The sequence below is a fragment of the Streptomyces sp. NPDC047841 genome (genome assembly GCF_040704085.1).
In the GTDB taxonomy this organism is placed as follows: domain Bacteria; phylum Actinomycetota; class Actinomycetes; order Streptomycetales; family Streptomycetaceae; genus Streptomyces; species Streptomyces argyrophylli.
Map to the genome: position 1 here is coordinate 192,400 of NZ_JBEYRP010000013.1, position 22,303 is coordinate 214,702.

The following is a 22,303-nucleotide window of genomic DNA, read 5'->3' on the forward strand; positions in this document are numbered from 1 at the left end:
GATGGCAGCAACCGCCGACAGCGCGGGCCTCGCCCTGACGGCCGCCCAGCACGGCGTCTGGGTCGCCCAGCAACTCGAACCGGACTCCCCCATGTTCGTCTGCGGGGTCCACGTCGACACCACCGTCCCCCTCGACCCCCGGCTGCTGGACCGGGCGATCCGGCAGGCGGTGACGGAGACCGAGGCACTGCGGGCCCGCTTCACCGACGACGGACGCACGGTACGCCAGCACGTCGACCCGGCGATCGAGGGCGCGCTCACCGTCGTCGACCTGAGCGGCGAACCGGATCCACGGGCCGCCGCGGACGCCTGGACCGAGGCCCGCCAGACGGAGACCCCGCCCGCGCTCACCGACGGTCCGCTCTTCTCCCACACCCTGCTCCGGCTCGGCCCCGGCCACGACCGGCTGTACTTCCGCTACCACCACATCCTGCTCGACGCCTACGGCCAGACGCTGTACGTGCGCAGGCTGCTGGACGTCTACGACGCGCTCGCCGCGGGCGACCGCCCGGCAGCCGCCGCCTTCGCGCCGCTCGCCGACATCGTCGCCGAGGAGGACGCCTACACCGGCTCCGCGCGCTGCGAACGGGACCACGCCTACTGGCTGCCCCGGTTCGCGGACCTGCCCGACTCCACCGAGCTGGGCAGCGGACCCTCGACCCTGGCCCGCGCCCTGCCGCCGGTGACGGGACTGGTGCCCGCCGGCACCGCAGAGCGGCTGCGCGCCCTGCCCGGCGCCCGCTGGTCCCTGCCGGTGATCGCCGCCCTGGCCGCGTACACGCACCGCACGACCGGTGCGACGGACGTCGTCCTGCGGGTCTTCCTGGCGGCACGCACGACCCCGGACGCCCTCGCCACACCGGCGATGCTCGTCAACGACCTGCCCCTGCGGCTGACCGTCCGCCCCTCGGCCACCTTCACCGAACTCGTCGAACAGGTCCGCGCCCGGCTGGCCGAGGCCGTCCGCCACCAGCGCTTCCCCGGCGACCGCATCCGCCGCGAACTCGGCGCCGAGGGCCAGGGCGCCCTGGCCGGCCCCACCGTCAACGTGCTCTCCTTCGCACCCGGCCGGCTCCGGGTCGGCGGCGCCGAGGCCACCGCGCACCAGGTGGCCTCCGGCCCGGTCCGCGACCTCACGCTCAACACCGTCGCCGACGACACCGCCTCCGACGGCATCCGGCTCACCCTGGGCGCCCACCCCGACCGGTTCACCCCGGCCGACGTGACGGCCCACCGGGACCGGTACACCCGGCTCCTCGCGGCCGCCGCCGAGACGCCCGAAGCACCCATCGGCACCCTCGGCCTCCTCGGCCCGGACGACCCCAGCATCCTGGCCGGCTCGGACGACACCGCCGGGCCCCTCGACACCCGCTCGCTGGTGGAACGGATCGAGGCCCAGGACCCGGCCGCCGAGGCCGTGGTCTTCGAGGGCCGCAGCGTCAGCTACGGCGAACTCGACGCACGGGCCAACCGCCTCGCCCACGCCCTGCGCCGCCGCGGCGCCGGCGCCGAGTCCCGGATCGCCGTCCTGCTGCCGCGCTCCGTCGACCTCGTCGTCGCCCTCCTCGCCGTCCTCAAGGCGGGCGCCGCCTTCGTCCCCGTCGAGACGGGCTACCCCGCCGAGCGGATCGCCCACATCCTCGCCGACTCCGGCGCCGAGCTGGTGATCGCCGCCGACGACGTACCCGGCTTCGAGCGGATCGCCCCCGACGCGGGCGCCGACGAGCCGGCCGGCCGTCCCGGCGTCCGGGTGCGCGGCGACAACGCCGCCTACGTGATGTACACCTCCGGCTCCACCGGCCGCCCCAAGGGCGTCGTCGTCCCGCACGAGGGCCTGCTCAACCGCCTGTCGTGGCTCCAGCGCGACCACCGGATGACCCCGGACGACCGCATCGTGCAGAAGACGCCGATCGGCTTCGACATCTCCGTGTGGGAGTTCTTCTGGCCCCTCGTCCAGGGCGCGACCCTCGTCGTGGCACGCCCCGAGGGTCACCGCGACCCGGCCTACCTCGCCGAGCTGATCCGCGAACAGCGCGTCACCATCGTCCACTTCGTGCCGTCGATGCTCGCCGCCTTCCTCGCCGAGGCCGGGTTCGGCCCCTCCGTACGGCTCGTCGCCTGCACCGGCGAGGCCCTGCCGCCCGAGCTGGTCCGCCGGTTCCACCAGCGCGTCGACGCCGAGCTGTGGAACCTCTACGGCCCCACCGAGGCCGCCATCGAGGTCACCTCGTACGCCACCGGACCGGACGACGAGACGGTGCCGATCGGACGGCCGGGCGCCCACACCCGCGCCTACGTGCTCGACTCGGGACTCAACCCCGTACCGGCCGGCACGACCGGCGAACTCTACCTGGCGGGCGTCCAGCTCGCCCGCGGCTACCACGGCCGCCCCGCGCTGACCGCCGAACGCTTCACCGCCGACACCCACGGCCCCCGCGGCTCCCGGATGTACCGCACCGGCGACCTCGCCCGGCTCCGCCCGGACGGCACCCTGGAGTACGCCGGCCGGGTCGACGACCAGGTGAAGATCGCCGGACAGCGCGCCGAACCCGGCGAGGTCGAGGCGCTGCTCGACGGCGCGCCCGGCGTCCGGCAGAGCGTCGTCGTGGCCCGGCGCACCCGCGGCGGCGCCCACCAGCTCGTCGCGTACGTCACCGGCGAACCCGCGACCGATCTGCGGGCGTGGCTCGCCGCCCGGCTGCCCGCCTTCCTCGTGCCCGCCGCGGTGCTCACCCTCGCGGAGATCCCGCTCACCCCCAACGGGAAGGTCGACCGCAAGGCGCTGCCCGAACCCGCGGCGCCGGCACCCGGCCGGGCGCCGCGCACCGAGACCGAGCGGATCCTGCGCGACCTGGCCGCCGAACTGATCGAACGGCCCGAACTCGGCGCCGACGACCAGCTGTTCGCCATGGGCATGGACAGCATCCACGCCCTGCGGCTGGCCGCCCGTGCCCGCGCCGCCGGAATCGGCCTCACCCCGCAGGACGTCTTCGCCCACCCCACCGTCGAAGCCCTCGCGGCCCTCGCCGAGGCGGTCCCGGCCGCCCCCGGGACACCGGTCGCACGCACGGCGAGCCCGAGCGCCCGCCTGACCCCGGCGGACGTCCCCCTCGTCGCCATCGACCAGCGAGAACTCGACCGCTACCCCGGCGCCCAGGACGTACTGCCGCTCTCCCCGCTCCAGGAAGGTCTGCTCTTCCTCGCCCTGTACGAGGACCACGACCCCTACGTCGGCCAGCTCGTCCTCGACATCGAGGGCGGCTTCGACCCGGCCCGCATGCGCGAGGCCGCCGCCGCCCTGCTGCACCGCCACCCGCTGCTGCGCGCCGGCTTCCGCAGCCGCTCCGCCGGCGCGCCCGTGCAGGTCGTGCCCGCCGAGACCACCGTGCCCTGGGAGGAACGGGACGAGGAGCCGGCCGCGTTCCTCGCCCGCGACCGCGCCCGCGGCTTCAGCGTGCTGCGCCCGCCGCTGCTGCGCTTCACCGCGCTCGGCACCCGGCTCGTGGTGACCCACCACCACCTGCTGCTGGACGGCTGGTCCCTGCCCCTGCTGGTCCGGGAGCTGTTCGAGCTGTACGGCGGCGCCGACCTGCCCTCGCCCGCCCCCCACCGCGCCTACCCCGCCTGGCTCGCCGGGCGCGACCGCGCCGCGTCCACCGCCGTGTGGCAGGAGGAACTGGCGGGCCTGCCCGGCCCCACCCTGCTCGCGCCGGCGCGGCGGACCCCGGACGGCCACGCCGAACACGAACTCGTCCTCGACGAGACCGTCACCGCGGCCCTGACCGCGGCGGCGCGCCGCCGCGGACTCACCCTCAACACCGTCGTGCAGGGCCTGTGGGCGCTGCTGCTGCGCGAGTTCACCGGCCGCGACGACGTCGTCTTCGGCGCGACAATCTCCACCCGCCCCGCCGACCTGCCCGGCGCCGAGTCGATGATCGGGCTGTTCATCAACACGCTGCCGGTGCGGGTGCGTATCGACCCCGGCGCGCCGCTGGCCGAGCTGCTGGCCTCGGTGCAGGCCCGGCAGGCCGTCCTGGCCGGGCACGCGGACGCCGGCCTCGCCGACCTCACCCGTTCCGCCGGCGTGGACGAGCTGTTCGACACCGTGCTCGCCTTCGAGAACTACCCGATGGACAGCGGCACGGAGGCCGGCGGGCTGCGGATCGCCGGCGCCGACCTCCTCCTGCACTCCCACTACCCGCTGTCGGTCGCCGTCTTCCCCGGCTCCGCCCTGCGGCTGCGCTTCTCCTACCGCACCGGGGCGTTCACCGCCGGCGCCCTGGCGGTCCTGGCCGGCCGGCTGGCCCGGCTCGCCGCCCTCGCCGCCGAGGACCTCGGACGGCCGGCCGGTGACCTCGCCGTGGTCACACCCGAGGACCGGCACGCGGTGACCGGCGGCGACCGCGCCGCGGAGCCGGCCGTCCGGCGCGGCGCCACCACCGCTCCCGCCGCCACGACGGCACCGCGCACCGGTGCGGAGGACCGTCTGCGCGCGGTCGTCGCCGAGGTCCTCGGCCTGGACGACATCGCCGTGAACGACGAGTTCTTCGCCCTCGGCGGCACCTCCATCCTCATGATCCGGCTGGTGCACCGGGTCCGCGACGAGTTCGGCGTCGGCCTCTCCCTGCGCGAGGTGTTCGCCGCGCCGACCGTGGCGGGCCTCGCCGCCCTCCTGGCGGACGGCTCCTCGGCCTCCTCCACGATCGTGCCGCGCGAGCGGCCCGAGCGGATACCGCTGTCCTTCACGCAGGAACGCATGTGGTTCCTCCAGCGCCTCCAGGGCGGCAGCGGCACCTACAACATCCCGCTCGACATCCGGCTCAGCGGACCGCTCGACATCACGGCGCTGGAGGCCGCGCTCACCGATCTCGTCGACCGGTACGAGGCCCTGCGCACCGTCTACCCCGAGGACGCACACGGCCCGCACCAGGTCGTCCTGGCGCCGGGCAGCACGGGCTTCGCCCTGGAGGTGATCCACGACCCCGCCCCCGACCTGACGGCCCGGGCCGCCCGCCCCTTCGACCTCACCACCGAACTCCCGCTGCGCGCCACCCTCTTCGACCTCGGCGCGGACGAGTACGCCCTGCTGCTCGTCGTGCACCACATCGCCACCGACGGCTCCTCCATGCAGCCGCTCGCCGCATACCTCTCCGCCGCGTACACCGCCCGCCTCACCGGCGAGACGGCCGCCCTGCCGACGCCGGCCGTGGAGTACGCCGACTTCGCCCTCTGGCAGCGCGACACGCTCGCCGGCGAACTGCCACGGCAGATCGCCTACTGGACCGAGGCGCTCGCCGGACTGCCCCAGGAGGTCACCTTCCCGGCCGACCGGCCCCGGCCCGCGGTCGCCGCCCACCGCGGCGACCACGTCGAGTTCCGCGTGGAGCGGGAACTGTACGACCGGATGCTGGACCTCGCCCGCCGCACCCGGACCACGCCGTTCATGGTGCTCCAGGCCGCCGTCGCGCTGCTGCTCACCGCCCACGGCGCCGGCGAGGACATCCCCCTGGGCGGAGCGATCGCCGGCCGGCCGGACTCGGCACTGGACGGGGTCGTCGGCGTCTTCATCAACACGCTCGTCTACCGCTTCGACACCTCCGGCGACCCCGCCTTCACCGAACTCCTCGCCCGCGTGCGCGACACCGGATTGGCCGCCTACGCCCACCAGGACGTGCCGTTCGAGCGGCTGGTGGAGGACCTCGCCCCGGAGCGGTCCCGCGCCCGCCACCCCTTCTTCCAGGTCATGGTCGCCTGGCTGGACTTCTCCGAGGCCCGGCTCACCCTGCCCGGGGTCGGCGCCGGCACGGCCCCGGTCCTCAGCGGCACCTCCAAGTTCGACGTGCACTTCGACTGCGTCGTCGACGCCCGGTCCGGCGGCCTCGACTGCCGGCTGGAGTACGCCACCGACCTGTACGACCGGGAGACCGCCGAGGCCTTCGTCACCCGCTTCCTGCGCGTGCTCGACGCCGTCACGGGCGACCCCGCGCGGCGGATCTCCGAGGTCGACCTGCTGGACGACGAGGAACGCGCGCTCATCCTCCACGGCTGGAACGACACCGCGAGCACGATGGACTCGGCGTCCGTCGTCGAGCTGATGGAGTCCCAGGACCCGGAACTGCCCGCCGTGGTCTTCGAAGGGGAGCGCGTCACCTACGGCGCCTTCAACGCGCGCGTCAACCGGCTCGCCCGCGCCCTGCGCCGGCGCGGTGTCGGCCCCGAGACCCGGGTCGCCGTCATGCTGCCCTACTCGGTGGACCTCGTCGTGGCGCTCTGGGCCGTCATCAAGGCCGGTGCCGCGTACGTGCCGATCGACACCGGGTACCCGGCCGACCGGATCGCCTACATCCTCCGCGACTCCGGCGCCCGGCTGATCCTGGCCGAGCACGACGTCGAGGGATTCGAACGGATACCGGTCGACGCCGGGGACGAGTCCGCCGGCAACCCCGGGATCACGGCACACGGCGGAAACACCTCGTACATCATCTACACCTCGGGCTCCACCGGCCGCCCCAAGGGCACCCTCAACACCTACGAGGGCATGACCAACCGGTTCTGGTGGATGCAGCAGGACCTGCACCTCGGCCCCGGGGACCGGGTGCTCCAGGCCACGCCGACCGGATTCGACGTCTCGGTGTGGGAGGTGTTCTGGACGCTGTCCCGCGGCGCCGCCCTGGTGGTACCCCGGCCCGGCGGCCACCGCGACCCCGTCTACCTCTCCCGGCTCATGCACGACGAGTCCGTCACCGTGCTGCACCTCGGCGCCTCCCGGCTCGCCGCGTTCCTCGCCGAGGCCGAACTGCCCGCCTCGGTCCGCGCGATCGAGTCCGGTGACGAGATCATGCCGGCCGAGCTGATCCGCCGCTTCCACCAGGTCTCCCGCCACCCGGACCCGGTCCTCACCAACGCCTACGGCCCGACCGAGGCCGCGGTGGACGTCACCCGGTGGCCGACCCCCAAGGACCCCGGGACCGTGCTCATCGGCGGTCCGGTGCTCAACACCCAGGCCTACGTGCTCGACCGCACCCTGCGCCCCGTCCCGCCGGGCGTGACGGGAGAGCTCTACCTCGGCGGCGTCCAGCTCGCCCGCGGCTACCTCGACCGCCCCGCCCTCACCGCCGAACGGTTCGTGGCCAACCCCTACGGCACGCCCGGCAGCCGGATCTACCGCACCGGCGACCTGGTGCGCTGGACCCGCGGCGGCGAACTGGAATACTTCGGCCGCGCCGACGACCAGGTCAAGCTGCGCGGCCAGCGCATCGAACTGGGCGAGATCGAGTCCGCGATGCGGGCGCACCCCGGCGTGGCCCAGGCCGCCGCCGCCGTCCACGACCAGCGGCTGGTCGGCTACCTCATCACGTCCGCACCCGTCGACCACGAGGAACTGCGGGCCCGGCTCACGGCCGAGCTGCCCGAGTACATGGTCCCGCCCGTGTTCCTGGAACTCGACCGGTTCCCGCAGCTGACCAGCGGCAAGCTGGACCGGCAGGCGCTGCCCGTGCCCGACTTCGCACCGGTCGCGGGACGCGCGCCGCGCACCCCGCGCGAGGAGCTGCTGTGCGGGCTGTTCGCCGAGGTGACCGGGGTACCCGAGGTCTTCGTCGACGACGACTTCTTCGCCCTCGGCGGCCATTCGCTGTCCGTGGCCCGTCTCGCCAACCGCATCCGCACCGTGCTCGGCGCCGACATCGAGCTGGTCACCCTGTTCGAGGCCACCACGCCCGCGCGGATCGCCGACCGCCTCGACGGCGCCGCGCCGCGCCGGCCCGCCGTCACGGCCCGGCCGCGCGGCGAGCGCCTGCCGCTGTCCTACGCCCAGGAACGCCTGTGGTTCCTGCACCGCTACGAGGGCCCGTCCGCCACCTACAACCTGCCCGTCGCGCTGCGGCTCACCGGTGACCTCGACATCGCGGCCCTCGACGCCGCCCTCGGCGACGTCGCCGCCCGGCACGAGGCGCTGCGCACCGTCTTCGCCGAGGACGAGCAGGGCCCGTACCAGGTCGTGGGGGACTCCGTGCCGCCGCTCGCCGTCCTCGCCACCGACGCGGCCGGGCTCGACGGCCGGCTCGCGCAGGCCGTCCAGGTCCCCTTCGACCTGGCCGCCGAACCCCCCATGCGCTCCACCCTGTTCGACCTCGGCTCCGGCGACCACGTCCTGCTGGTGGTGCTGCACCACATCGCCGGTGACGCCTTCTCGATGGCCCCGCTCGCCGAGGACCTGATCACCGCCTACACCGCGCGCCGCGAGGGCCGCGCCCCGCACCGGACACCGCTGGAGATCCAGTACGCCGACTACGCGGTGTGGCAGCGCGCGGTGCTGGGCTCGGCCGACGACCCGGACAGCGAGATCTCCCGCCAGCTCCGCTTCTGGACCGAGGCCCTCGCCGGACTCCCGGAACAGCTGGACCTGCCCACCGACCGGCCCCGGCCCGCCGTGGCCAGCCACCGCGGGGACACCGTCGCCTTCACCGTGCCGGCCGAGGTGCACACGGCCCTGACGGCGCTCGCCCGCGAGCACCACGTGACACCGTTCATGACGGTCCAGGCCGCCCTGGTCACCCTGCTGCACCGGCTCGGCGCCGGCGACGACATCGTCATCGGCTCGCCGGTCGCCGGCCGCCCGGACGAGGCCCTGGGCGCACTGGTCGGGTTCTTCGTCAACAACCTCGTCCTGCGCACCGACCTGTCGGGCAACCCCTCCTTCGCGGAGGTCCTCGCCCGGGTCCGGTCGACCGACCTGGCCGCCTACGCCCACCAGGACGTGCCCTTCGAGCGGCTCGTCGAGGCGCTGAACCCGGCCCGCTCCACGGCCCGGCACCCGTTGTTCCAGACCAACCTGAACTGGGTGGACGCCGAACTGGAAGAGGTCGAGGACCTCGCCGGACACCTCCCCGGTCTCGACGGCCGAGTGCTCCCGCTCACCTCGCCGACCGCCAAGTTCGACCTGGCGTTCTTCGTGAACGAGCGGCGCGGGGGCGGGCTGACGGGCTTCCTGGAGTTCGCCACGGACCTGTTCGACCGGGAGACCGCCCAGCGCATCACGGAACGGTTCGTCGACCTGCTCACCGCCGCCGTCACCGCGCCCGGCACACCCATCGGCGACCTCGACATCGTCGGCCCGGCCGAGCGCAGGCAGCTGCTCACCGAGTGGAACGCCACCGCCCGCGAGCTGCCCGCGACCACGCTCACCGCGCTCGTCGAGGCCCAGGCGGCCCGCACCCCGGACGCCCTCGCGGTCGTCTTCGGCGCCACCGGGCTGACGTACGCCGAACTCGACGCCCGCGCCAACCGGCTGGCCCGCCGGCTCATCGAACTCGGCGCCGGCCCCGAGCGGTTCGTCGGCGTCCTGCTGCCCACCTCCGAACAGGTCCCCGTCACCCTGCTCGCCGTGCTCAAGTCGGGGGCGGCCTACCTGCCGCTCGACCCCGCACTGCCCGAGGAGCGGATCGCGTTCATGCTCGGCGACATCGCCCCCGTCGCCGTGGTGACCACACCCGGCCGGGCCGGCCGGCTCGGCGCGGTCCCCGCCGTGCTGCCCTACGACCCGGCCGTGACCGCGCAGCCGGCCACCGCGGTCACCGGGGTGCAGGCCCTGCCCGGCCACGCCGCGTTCGTCATCTTCACCTCCGGCTCCACCGGCAGGCCCAAGGCCGTCGTCGTCGAACACCGCTCGCTGACCGCCTACCTGGCCTGGGCCACCGACACCTACCGGAGCCTGCGCGGCCGTGCCCTGGTACACTCCCCGATCGCCTTCGACCTCACCGTCACCGGCCTGTGGGGACCGCTCGTCACGGGCGGCTGCGTGGAGCTCGTGCGCTGGAACGCCGCCGGGCCCGACACCGAGTACGGCGTCACCCGTCCCGACTTCGTCAAGGCCACCCCGAGCCACCTCACCCTGCTCGGCGCGGTCGCCGACAGCTACTCCCCGAGCGGACAGCTCGTCCTCGGCGGGGAGTCGCTGCTGGGGGAGGCCCTCGACACCTGGCGGGCCGGCCACCCCGGGGTGAGCGTGCTCAACGAGTACGGCCCGACCGAGACCACGGTCGGCTGCACCGTCTTCCGCATCGGACCGGGCGACAGCCTGCCCCCGGGCGTCATCACCATCGGCACCCCGGTGTGGAACACCCAGGTGTACGTGCTCGACGGCCGGCTGCGCCCCGCCCCGGTCGGCACGCCCGGAGAGCTGTACGTCGCCGGCGACCTGGTCACCCGCGGCTACCACGACCGGCCCGGCCTCACCGCCGGCCGCTTCGTGGCGAACCCCTACGGACCCGCGGGCTCCCGGATGTACCGCACCGGAGACCTGGCCCGCTGGACCAGGGCGGGGCTACTGGAGTTCGTCGGCCGGGTCGACGACCAGGTGAAGATCCGCGGGTTCCGTATCGAACTCGGCGAGGTCGAGGCCGCGCTCGCGGCGGCACCGGAGATCGCCCGGGCCGCGGTGGTGGTCCGCGAGGACCAGCCCGGCGACAGGCGGCTCGTCGCCTATGTCGTGCCCGAGCCGGGAGCGCGGGCCGACACCGGGGCGCTGCGCGCCGGCGTGGCCCGCACCCTGCCCGACCACATGGTCCCGGCCGCGCTCGTCGTCCTCGGTGAACTGCCGCTGACCGGCAACGGCAAGCTGGACCGCAAGGCACTGCCCGCACCGGACCGGAGCCTCCCGCCCGCCGGCCCGGCCGCCCCGGACGCGGCGGCCGGAACGGCGACGGACCCGGCCGAGGAGCGGGTCGCGGCGCTCTTCGCCGAGGTGCTCGGCGTACCCGAGGCCGGGGCCGAGGACAACTTCTTCCTGCTCGGCGGGCACTCCCTGCTCGTCGCACGGCTGGTGAACCGGATCCGCACGGAGTCCGGCGTCGAACTGTCCATCCGGGACGTGTTCGAGAACCCCACCGTCGCGGGGATCGCCCGGCTGCTCGGAGCCGCCCGGGCCGCCCGGCCGCCGCTCGTGGCCCGGGAACGCCCCGAGCGCGTGCCGCTGTCCACGGCCCAGCAGCGGATGTGGATCCTCGACCGGCTCCAAGGGCCGTCCGACACGTACACCATCCCGATCGTGCTGCGGCTGACCGGCGACCTCGACACCGACGCGCTGCGGGCGGCCTTCGCCGACGTGGTGGACCGGCACGAGTCGCTGCGCACCCTGATCGCCGAGGACGCCGAGGGTGCGCACCAGGTCGTCGTCGACGGCCCGGCCCCGTTCACCGTCACCGCCTGCCCGGCCGGCCGGCTGGACGGGGAGATCGCCCGCGCCGCCGCGGCCCCCTTCGCCCTCGACCGCGAACTGCCGGTCCGCGCCACCCTGTTCGACACCGGCGGCGGCACGTACACCCTGCTGGTGGTCCTGCACCACATCGCCGGAGACGGCGGCTCGATGGGCCCCCTGGCGGCCGACCTCGCCACGGCCTACGCCGGGCGGCTGGCCGGCACCGGCTCCGGACTCGCGCCGCTGCCCGTGCAGTACGCGGACTACGCCCTGTGGCAGCGCGAACTGCCCGGGGACCGGCTCCCGTTCTGGACCACGGCGCTCGCCGGCATCCCCGAACAGACCGACCTGCCCACCGACCGGCCACGGCCAGCGGTCCTGTCCCCGCGCGGCGACACCGTCGCCTTCACCGTGCCCGCCGACCTGCGCGCCCGCGTGGAGCGGCTGGGACGCGCACGCGACGCGAGCCCCTTCATGGTGCTCCAGGCCGTCCTCGCGCTCCTGCTCAGCCGCCTCGGGGCGGGCGACGACATCGTCATCGGCAGCCCGGTGGAGGGGCGGCCCGAGGCCGCGCTGGAAGGACTCGTCGGCCTCTTCGCCAACACCCTGGTGCTGCGCACCGACGTCTCCGGCGACCCCACCTTCGAGGAACTCCTCGCCCGGGTACGGCGGTTCGACGTCGACGCCTACGCGCACGCCGACGTGCCCTTCGAGCAACTGGTCGAGGCGCTCAACCCGGCGCGCTCGCGGTCCCGGCACCCGCTGTTCCAGGTGATGCTCACCCTGAACGCCGAGACGGCGCCGCCGGTCCTGCCCGGTCTGACCGTGCGGCTGGGCCGGGCCCCCTCCGGCGCGGCCAAGTTCGACCTGTCCCTGACCGTGTCGGAGCACGGCGGGCAGTGGGCCGCGGTCCTGGAGTACGCCACCGACCTCTTCGACCGCGCCACCGTCCGGTCCTTCGCCGACCGCTACCTGCGGCTGCTCGCCGCGGTCACGGACGACCCGGCCCGGCCCGTCCACGCCCTGCCGCTGCTGACCGCCGCCGAGCGGACCGAACTGCTCGTCACCCGCAACGCCAGCCCCCGCCGGGACCCCGGCCTTTCGCTGCCGGAGAGGTTCGAGGCGCAGGCCGCCCGCACCCCGGACGCCGTCGCGGTCGTCTCCTCGTCCACGACGCTCACCTACGCCGAACTCGACGCGCGGGCCAACCGGCTGGCCCGGCACCTGGCCGGCCGGGGCGCCGGCCGCGGATCGGTCGTCGCCGTCGTGCTGCCGCGCACCCCCGACCTGCTCGTGGCCCTGCTGGCGGTCCTCAAGACCGGAGCGGCCTACCTGCCGGTCGACGACACCTACCCCGCCGGCCGCGTCGACCTCCTGGTCCAGGACGCCGGCGCACGGGTGACGCTCACCCCGGACACCTTCCCGGCCGGCCTGGACGACCATCCCGGCACACCGCTCGGCGTCCGGCCGCACCCGCGCGACGCCGCCTACCTCGTCTACACCTCCGGATCGACCGGACGCCCCAAGGGCGTCGTCGTCGAGCACGCCGCGCTGGCGGCGTACCTGGACGAGGCGACCGCCCTGTACCCCGCCGCCGCCGACGAGGCGCTGGTCCACTCCTCGATCGCCTTCGACATGCCGGTCACCGTGCTGTTCACCCCGCTCGTCACCGGCGGCCGGGTCCGGTTCGCCGCGCTGGACGAGGACACCCCGCGCCCCGGCCTGCTCAAGATCACCCCGAGCCACCTGCGGCTGCTGGAGACGCTGCCCGACCGGGCCGGTGCCGCCTCGGACCTCGTCATCGGCGGGGAGGCGCTCGACGCCGAGCCGCTCAGGCGCTGGCGCGCCCGCCACCCGGACGCCGTGGTGACCAACGAGTACGGGCCCACCGAGACGACCGTCGGCGTCGTCGTGCACCGCGTCGAACCCGGCGACCCGCTCGCCGACGGACCCGTCCCCATCGGCCGCCCCACCGGCGGCGCACGGGTGTACGTCCTCGACGCGTTCCTCCAGCCCGTGCCCGACGGCGTCTGGGGAGAGCTCTACCTCGCGGGCGACCAGGTGGCCCGCGGCTACGCCGGACGGCCCGGCCAGACCGCGGAACGGTTCGTCGCCGACCCCTTCGGCCCCGCCGGGAGCAGGATGTACCGGGTGGGCGACCGGGCCCGCTGGAACGCCTCCGGCCTCCTGGAGTACGGCGGCCGGGCCGACGACCAGGTCAAGATCCGCGGCTTCCGCGTCGAGCCCGGCGAGACCGAGGCGGCGCTGCTGGCCCTGGACACCGTCGCCGAGGCGGCGGTCGTGGCCCGCGAGGACCGCCCCGGCGACCCGCGCCTGGTCGCCTACCTCGTCGCCGCCGGCCCCGGCGTGCCGGTCGGCGACCCCCGCCCGGCGCTCGCCGCGACCCTGCCCGCGCACCTGATCCCGTCCGCCTTCGTGGTCCTCGACCGCCTCCCGCTCACCCCCAACGGCAAGCTGGACCGGCGCGCCCTGCCCGCCCCGGACACCACCGGAGCCGTCCCCGGCGGCCGGGCCCCGCGCACGCCCGCCGAGGAGATCCTTTGCGCGCTCTTCGCCGAGGTGCTCGGCATCGCCGACGTGTCGATCGACGACGACTTCTTCCTGCTCGGCGGCCACTCGCTGCTCGCCACCCAGCTGGTGAACCGCGCCCGGAACGCGCTCGGCGCACCGATCCGGCTCGGTGACCTGTTCGACACCCCGACGGTGGCCGGGCTCGCCGCCGGCCTCACCCCGGGCGGCACGGCCGAGCGCTTCACCCCGGCCCCGCGCCCCGACCGGCTCCCCCTGTCCTACGGCCAGGAACGGCTGTGGTTCCTGCACACCCTCGACGGCCCGTCCGACACCTACAACATCCCCGTCGTGCTGCGGCTGTCGGGCGCCCTCGACCCGGCGGCACTGCGCGCCGCCCTGGGTGACCTCGTCCGACGGCACGAGATCCTGCGCACGGTCTACGCGACCGACGCCCGCGGCAGCCACCAGGTCATCCTGCCGCCCGGGCACGGCCTGCCCGGGCCCGCCGTCACCGACGTGGACGAGGACACCCTGCCGGCGGCGGTGAGCGAGACGGTGCGCCACCACTTCGACCTCGCCCGCGAACTCCCGCTCCACGCCCGGCTGCTGCGCACCGCGCCCGACGAGGCCGTCTTCGTGCTGGTCGCGCACCACATCGCCGCCGACGCCGTCTCCATGGCACCCCTCGCCCGCGACCTCGCCACGGCCTACCGGGCCCGGCACGCCGGTCACGCCCCCGACTGGGAGCCGCTGACCGTCCAGTACGCCGACTTCAGCCTGTGGCAGCGCCGGGTGCTCGGATCCGACCAGGAGCCGGACAGCGAGATCTCCCGCCAGCTCCGCCACTGGACCACCACGCTCGCCGGTGCTCCGGAACTGATCGCCCTGCCCACCGACCGGCCCCGGCCGGCCGTCGCCTCCCACCGCGGCGGCACCGTACGGTTCCCGGTCCCCCGGGCGCTGCACGAAGCGCTCACCGGACTCGCCCGCGACACCGGTACGACCCTGTTCATGGTGCTGCACGCCGCGTTCGCCGCGCTGCTGGCCAAGCACGGCGCCGGCGACGACGTCGTGCTCGGCACCCCGGTGGCCGGCCGGACCGACGAGGCCGCCCACGATCTCGTCGGTTCCTTCGTCAACACCCTGGTGCTGCGCACCCCGCTGGGCGGCGACCCCACCTTCCGCGCACTGCTCGACCGGGTCCGCGCCGTCGACCTGGACGCCTACGCCCACCAGGACGTGCCGTTCGAACGCGTGGTGGAGGCGCTCAACCCGGTGCGCTCCACCGCCCACCAGCCACTGGTGCAGGCGACGATCATGCTGAACAACACCGCCCGGCCCGTCACCCTCGACCTGCCCGGCGTCGCCGTGCGGGCGGAGGAACCGGTCGCGCCCGCCGCCAAGTTCGACCTCTCGCTGTCGTTCGCGGAGGCGGCCGACGGCGGCCTGGACGGCGGTCTGGAGTACGCGGTCGACCTGTTCGACGAGGACACCGTCACCGAGCTGACCGCCCGGCTGCTCCGCCTGCTGACCGCCGTCGCCCACGGCTCGGCCGGCCGGCCGCTCAGCCGCATCGACGTCCTCTCCGGCACCGACCGGCGCCACGTGCTCGACACCTGGAACGGCAGCCCGCGCCAGGCCCCGGCCGACACGATCACCACCCTCTTCGCCCGGCACGTCCGCAGCACCCCGCGGGCCGTGGCCGTGGTGGCGGACGGCACCGCGACGACCTACGCCGACCTCGACGCGCGCGCCGAACGGCTGGCCCGCAGGCTGCGCGCCCTCGGGGTCGGACCCGAGACGCCCGTCGCCCTGCACCTGGAGCGTTCCCTGGCGCTCGTGGTGGCGACACTGGCCGTGCTCAAGGCGGGCGGCGTCTACGTACCGCTCGACACCCGGTACCCCGCCTCCCGGCTGGAGCGGATCCTCACCGCCACCGGCGCCGCCGCCGTGCTGACGCACTCCCGGGCGGCACGGCTCGGCCTCGACCACGGCCTGCCCCTGATCGACGTCGACGACCCGGGGCCGGGCGACGGCGCACCGGACGAGGCGGACGGCACCGCCGCACCGGCCGGCGCGGCCCACCCGGAACGGCTCGCATACGTCATGTACACCTCCGGGTCCACCGGCACCCCCAAGGGCATCGCCGTCACCCACCGCGACGTGGTCTCCCTGGCACTCGACCCCTGCTGGGAGGGCGGCGCGCACCGGCGGGTGCTGATGCGCTCGCCGCACGCCTTCGACGCCTCCACCTACGAGCTGTGGGTACCGCTGCTGACCGGCGGCCGGGTCGTCGTCGCCCCGCCCGGCGACCTCAGCCTCGACGCGCTGCGCACCCTGCTCACGGCCGAGGAGGTGACCTCCGTCTTCCTCACCACCGCGCTGTTCAACGTCATCGCGGACGAGGACCCGCGGTGCCTCGCCACCCTGCGCGAGGTGTGGACCGGCGGTGAGCAGGCCTCCCCGGCCGCGTTCCGCCGCGCCGTCACGGCCTGCCCGGACACCGGCTTCGTGCACGTCTACGGGCCGACCGAGACCACCACCTTCGCCACCGCCTACCGCGTGCCCCGCCCGTACGCGCTGCCCGGCACCGTCCCCATCGGCCGCGCCCTGAGCGGCATGCGGGCCTACGTCCTCGACGCGGCACTGACCCCGGTGCCGCCCGGCGCCCCGGGCGAGCTGTACCTCGCCGGGCTGGGCCTGGCCCGCGGGTACACCGGCGCGCCGGCCGCCACCGCCGAGCGGTTCGTCGCCGACCCGTTCGGCGCCCCGGGCAGCCGGATGTACCGCACCGGGGACATCGTCCGCCACACCCGCGACGGGCAACTGGAGTTCACCGCCCGTGCCGACGGCCAGGTGAAGATCCGCGGCTTCCGCATCGAACGGGGGGAGATCGAGGCCGTCCTCACGGGCCACCCCGGCGTCGGCCGCGCCGTCGCCGCCGTCCGTGAGGACGCCCGGGGCGAACGCGCCCTGTACGCCTACGTCGTACCGGCACCCAGGCACCGGCGGCCGGAGCGGGAGGAGCTGCGGACCCTGCTGGAGTCCGCCGTGCCCGGCTACATGGTCCCGGCGGGCATCGTCGTCCTCGACGAACTGCCGCTCACCCCCAACGGCAAGGTCGACCAGCGCGCGCTGCCCGCCCCCGAACGGGCCGCGCACCCCCGCGGCCGCCGCCCGCGCCGGCCCCAGGAGGAGATCCTGTGCCGGCTGTTCGCCGAGATCCTCGGCGTGCCGTCGGTCTCGATCGACGACGGCTTCTTCGAACTGGGCGGCCACTCACTGCGCGTGACCCGCCTGGTCAGCCGGGTCCGCTCGGTGCTCGGCGTGCAACTGCCGGTGCGCGACGTGTTCGAGGCCCCGACACCGGCGGGCCTGGCCGCCCGGCTCGACCGGGCCGCCGACGCGCCCCCCGCGCTGCGGGTGCTGCCGCGGCCCGACCGCCTCCCGCTCTCCTTCGCGCAGGAACGGCTGTGGTTCCTGCACCGCTTCGAGGGCCCCTCGGCGACGTACAACATCCCGCTCGCCCTCCGGCTCCACGGCCCCCTGGACACCGACGCCCTCCGCGCCGCGCTGCGGGACCTGGCCGGCCGGCACGAGTCGCTGCGCACGGTGTTCGCCGAGGACGGCGACGGCTCGTACCAGGTGGTGCTGCCCGAGGCGGCGGCCGTGCCCGCACTGACGGTGACGGACGTGACCGCCGCCGAGGTCCCGGAGCGGCTGGAGCGCGCCGTCGCACACGCCTTCGACCTCACCGCCGAGATCCCGCTGCGCGCCGAGGTCTTCCGGCAGGGCCCCCAGGAAGCGGTGCTGCTGCTGCTCATGCACCACATCGCCGGGGACGCCGAGTCGATGGGCCCGCTCGCGGACGACCTGTCCACCGCCTACCGGGCCCGGCTGTTCGGCGAGTCCCCGCAGTGGACACCGCTGACCGTGCAGTACGCGGACTACGCCGTCTGGCAGCGGCACGTCCTCGGCGACCTCGACGACCCGTCCGGCCCCGGCGGCGCACAGCTCGCCCACTGGCTGACCGTCCTCGCCGGCGCCCCCGAGGAGCTGGAGCTCCCCACCGACCGGCCCCGGCCCGCCCGGCCCTCCGGCGCGGGCGCCGCGGTCCCCCTCGACCTTCCCGCCGGCCTCCACCGCCGCCTCGCCGCACTGGGCGAGGCCGAGGGTGCCACCGTGTTCATGGTGCTCCACACGGCCCTCGCCGCGCTGCTGACCCGGCTCGGCGCCGGCACCGACCTGCCGATCGGCGCGCCGGTCGCCGGCCGGGCCGACGAGGCGCTCGACGGCCTGGTCGGGTTCTTCCTCAACACCCTGGTGCTGCGCACCGACACCTCCGGCGATCCGACGTTCCGCGAGCTGCTCGCCCGGGTCCGCCGCACCGACCTGGACGCCTACGAGCACCAGGCGGTGCCGTTCGAACGGCTCGTGGAGGCGCTCAACCCGGCCCGCTCACCCGCCCGCCACCCGCTGTTCCAGGTGATGCTGTCGTTCCGCAACAACGCCCGGACGGACCTGTCGCTGCCGTCCCTCACCGCCGAACCGGTCCAGGCCCAGCTCCCCGCCGCGAAGTTCGACCTGTCCTTCAGCCTCACCGAGGGGTTCGGACCGGCCGGCGAGCCCGACGGGGTGCGCGGCGAGGTGCAGTACGCCTCCGCGCTCTTCGACGAGGAGACCGTGCGCGCCCTCGCCCAGCGGCTCCTGCTCCTCCTCGACCAGGCCTGCGACGACCCCGACCGGCCGCTGAGCGCGCTGGACGTCCTGCTGCCGGGCGAGCGGCAGCGGCTGCTCCACGAGTGGAACGGCACCCGGCGCGAGCGCCGGACGGCCACCCTCGCCGACCTGTTCGAACAGGCGGTGCGGGCCACCCCCGACGCCGTGGCCGTCCGCGCCGACGGCACGCACCTGACCTACCGCGAGCTGAACGCCCGCGCCAACCGGCTGGCGCACCTGCTCATCGGCCTCGGCTGCGGCCCGGAGTCGGTGGTGGCGCTCGCCCTGCCCCGCTCCCTCGACCTCATCGTCGCCGCGCACGCCGTCACCAAGGCGGGCGCCGCCTACACCCCCGTCGACCCCGACGACCCCGCCGAGCGGACCGCCCGCGTCTGCGAGGACGCCGCCGTGGCGCTCGCCGTCAGCACGACCGGGTACCGTGACCGGCTGCCCGCGGCGCTGCCCGCGCTGCTCCTGGACGACCCGGACACCGTGACCGCGCTCGCGGACCGGCCCGACACCGATCCCGCCGACCGCGACCGCACCGCCCCGCTGCTGCCGGACCACCCCGCGTACGTCATGTTCACCTCCGGCTCGACCGGCCGCCCCAAGGGCGTGGTGGTCTCCCAGCGTTCCGTCGTCAACCACCTGGGCTGGCTCCAGGACACCTACCGGCTGACCCCGGACGACCGCGTCCTGCAGAAGACACCCATCGGGTTCACCGTGTCGGTCTGGGAGCTGTTCTGGCCCCTGCAGACCGGCGCCTGCACGGTGGTCGCCGAGCCCGGCGGCCACCGCGACCCCGACTACCTCACCCGCATGTTCACCACACACGGCATCACCACCGTCCACTTCGTGCCCTCCATGCTCGAAGTGCTCCTGGCCGAGGCGGACCCGTCCCAGCTGGCCGGGCTGCGCCGGATCTTCGTCGGCGGCGAGGGACTCACCCGCGACCTGTACGAGCGGTTCACCGCCGCGTCCGGGGTACCGCTGCACTACAAGTACGGCTCCACCGAGGTCACCTGCGACGCCACCGTGTGGGACCCGCGGACCGATCCGGGCGCCCGGCCCGCCGTGACGATCGGCGTGCCCCTGCACAACACCCGCGTCCACGTGCTGGACGCGGCGCTGCGGCCCGTCCCGCCCGGCGTCCCCGGCGAGCTGTACGTCGCCGGCGACCAGGTCGCCCGCGGCTACGCCGGCCGCCCCGCACTGACCGCCGAGCGGTTCGTGGCCGACCCGTTCACCCCCGGCGGGCGGATGTACCGCACGGGCGACCTGGTGCGCTGGGACAGGGCCGGCCGGCTTCACTTCGTCGGCCGCTCCGACCACCAGCTCAAGGTGCGCGGCGTCCGGGTCGAGCCCGCCGAGATCGAGGCCGTCCTGACCGAACACCCCGCGGTCACCCGCGCCGCCGTCGTCCTGCGCGACGAGGCGCTGGTCGCCTACGTCACCGGCGACGCCACCCCCGGCGAACTCCACCGACGGCTGGCCTCCCGCCTCCCCGGGCACCTCGTGCCGCGCTCGGTGGTCGTCCTGGCCGAGTTCCCGCTGACCACCAGCGGCAAGCTCGACCGCGCGGCCCTGCCCGCGCCCCGGGACTCCGCCCGGCCGGCCCCGCGGGCCCCGCGCACCGAGGAGGAACGCGCCCTCTGCCGCCTCTTCGCCGAACTGCTCGGCGTCACCGAGGTGGGCATCGACGACGACTTCTTCGCCCTCGGCGGACACTCCCTGATGGCGGCGAGGCTGGCCGGCCGGATCCGCGCCGAACTGGGCCACCAGGTCTCGGTCCGCACCCTCTTCGAGGCCCCGACCCCCGCCGCGCTCGCCGAGGCCCTGCACACCGGCGACACCGCCGGAGCCACCGGTGTGCTGCTGCCGCTGCGCACCGGCGGCCCGGGCACCCCGTTGTTCTGCGTCCACCCGCTGGGCGGCCTGGGCTGGGCCTACCGGGCGCTGATCCCGCACCTGGACGGCCGCCATCCGGTGTACGGACTCCAGGCGGCCGGCTTCGACGAACCCGCGCCCCTGCCGTCCGCCGTCGCCGAGATGGCCGCCGGCTACCTCACCCGGCTGCGCGAGGTGCGGCCGAACGGCCCCTACCGGCTGCTCGGCTGGTCCTTCGGCGGGCTGGTCGCCCAGGAGATGGCCGTCCAGCTCCAGGACGCCGGCGAGGAGGTCGAACTGCTGATGCTGCTCGACGCCTTCCCCCGGGACCTCGGCGCCGCCCAGCCGACACCCGAGGAGGTGCTCGAAGGAGTGCAGGTCCCCGACGAGCTGCTCGCCGCCTTCACGGAGGACCAGCTCACCCACCTGAAAGCGGTGTTCCTGAACAACAGCGCGATCGCGGGCCTGCACGCGCCCCGCACCTTCCACGGCGACGTCGTGTTCTGCGCCGCGACCGACCTGGAGGAGGGCGAATCGCGCCGCCGGCCCGCCCTCTGGGCCCCGCACGTCACCGGCCGGATCGAGGTCCACGACGTGCAGGCCACCCACAACACCATGCTCACCGAGCGCCCCGCCGCGGCCGTCGGCCGGCTGCTCGCCGACGTCCTCGGCGCCCTCGACGCCGCAGGAAAGGAGGAGCACGCGTCATGACCCCCGTGACGACACCCGTCCGCACCCCGCTGCCGCCGTCGGCGCTGCCCGGCCTCGACCTCGCGGACCCCGCGACCCACGCCCGCCACGACCTGTCCGAGATCTGGCGCACGCTCCGCGCCGAGGACCCGGTCCACCGGCACCGGCCGGCCGGGGGCGGCCCCGCCTTCTGGGTGGTGACGCGGTTCGCGGACGCCACCGAGGTCTACCGCGCCCCCGACCGCTTCACCTCCGCACGGGGCAACGTCCTCGCCTCGCTCCTCCAGGGCGGCGACTCGGCCTCCGGGGTGATGGCCGCCGTCACCGACGGGCCGCGCCACCGCGAACTGCGGAGCGTGCTGCTCAGGGCGTTCTCGCCGCGCGCCCTGAGCGCGGTGGTGGAGAAGGTGGAGCGGGCCGGCCACGACCTGGTCGCCGCGGCCGTCGGCCGCCCCGAGTGCGACTTCGCCGAGGACGTCGCCGGGCGCCTGCCCCTGAAGGCCATCTGCGACCTGCTGGACGTCCCGGAACAGGACCGCGCCTTCCTCCTGCGCCTCACCAGGACCGCGCTCAGCTCGGACGCGCCCGACCAGTCGCCCTTCGACGTCTGGCAGGCCCGCAACGACATCCTCGCCTACTTCGGCGAGCTGGCCGCGAGCCGCCGGGAGCGACCGGGCACCGACGCCGTCAGCGTCCTGGCCACCGCGGAGACCGACGGCCGGCCGCTGACCATGGACGAGGTCGTCGCCAACTGCTACAGCCTCATCCTGGGCGGCGACGAGACCAGCCGGCTGTCCATGATCGGTGCCGCGCTCGCGTTCGTCGAACACCCCGCCCAGTGGCGGGCGTTCAAGAACGGCGAGGTGTCCCTCGACGCCGCGGTCGACGAGGTGCTGCGGTGGACGACACCGGCCCTCCACTTCGGCCGCACCGCGACCGCCGACACCCGGCTGAACGGCGTCCCCATCGCCGCCGGCGACATCGTCACCGTGTGGAACGCGTCGGCCAACCGGGACGAGGCGGCCTTCACCGAACCCGACCGCTTCGACCTCGCCCGCACACCCAACAAGCACCTGTCCTTCGGACACGGACCGCACTACTGCGTCGGCGCCTACCTCGGCCGGGCGGAGATCGCCGGCCTGCTCAGGGCCCTGCGCGAACAGGTCGCCCGGATCGAACTCACCGGAAGACCCGAGCCCATCTACTCCTCCATGCTCAGCGGCTTCAGCTCGCTGCCCGTGCGGCTCGTCGCCTGACCGCCGCCCAGGCCGCACCGCA

At 75.1% G+C, this 22,303-nt stretch carries 2 protein-coding genes; both read left to right on the top strand.

Going from position 1 to position 22,303, the window contains the following annotated elements; all coding sequences use genetic code 11:
• Nucleotide 1: 1 nt before the first annotated feature.
• Nucleotides 2-21,046, top strand: a complete 21,045-nt coding sequence (locus AB0947_RS23215) for a non-ribosomal peptide synthase/polyketide synthase (protein ID WP_366752347.1) — start codon at nucleotides 2-4, stop codon at nucleotides 21,044-21,046.
• Nucleotides 21,043-22,281, top strand: coding sequence for a cytochrome P450 (locus AB0947_RS23220; protein ID WP_366752239.1), 1,239 nt, complete (start codon nucleotides 21,043-21,045; stop codon nucleotides 22,279-22,281). Before AB0947_RS23215 ends, AB0947_RS23220 begins: the two co-directional genes overlap by 4 nt.
• Nucleotides 22,282-22,303: the final 22 nt, after the last annotated feature.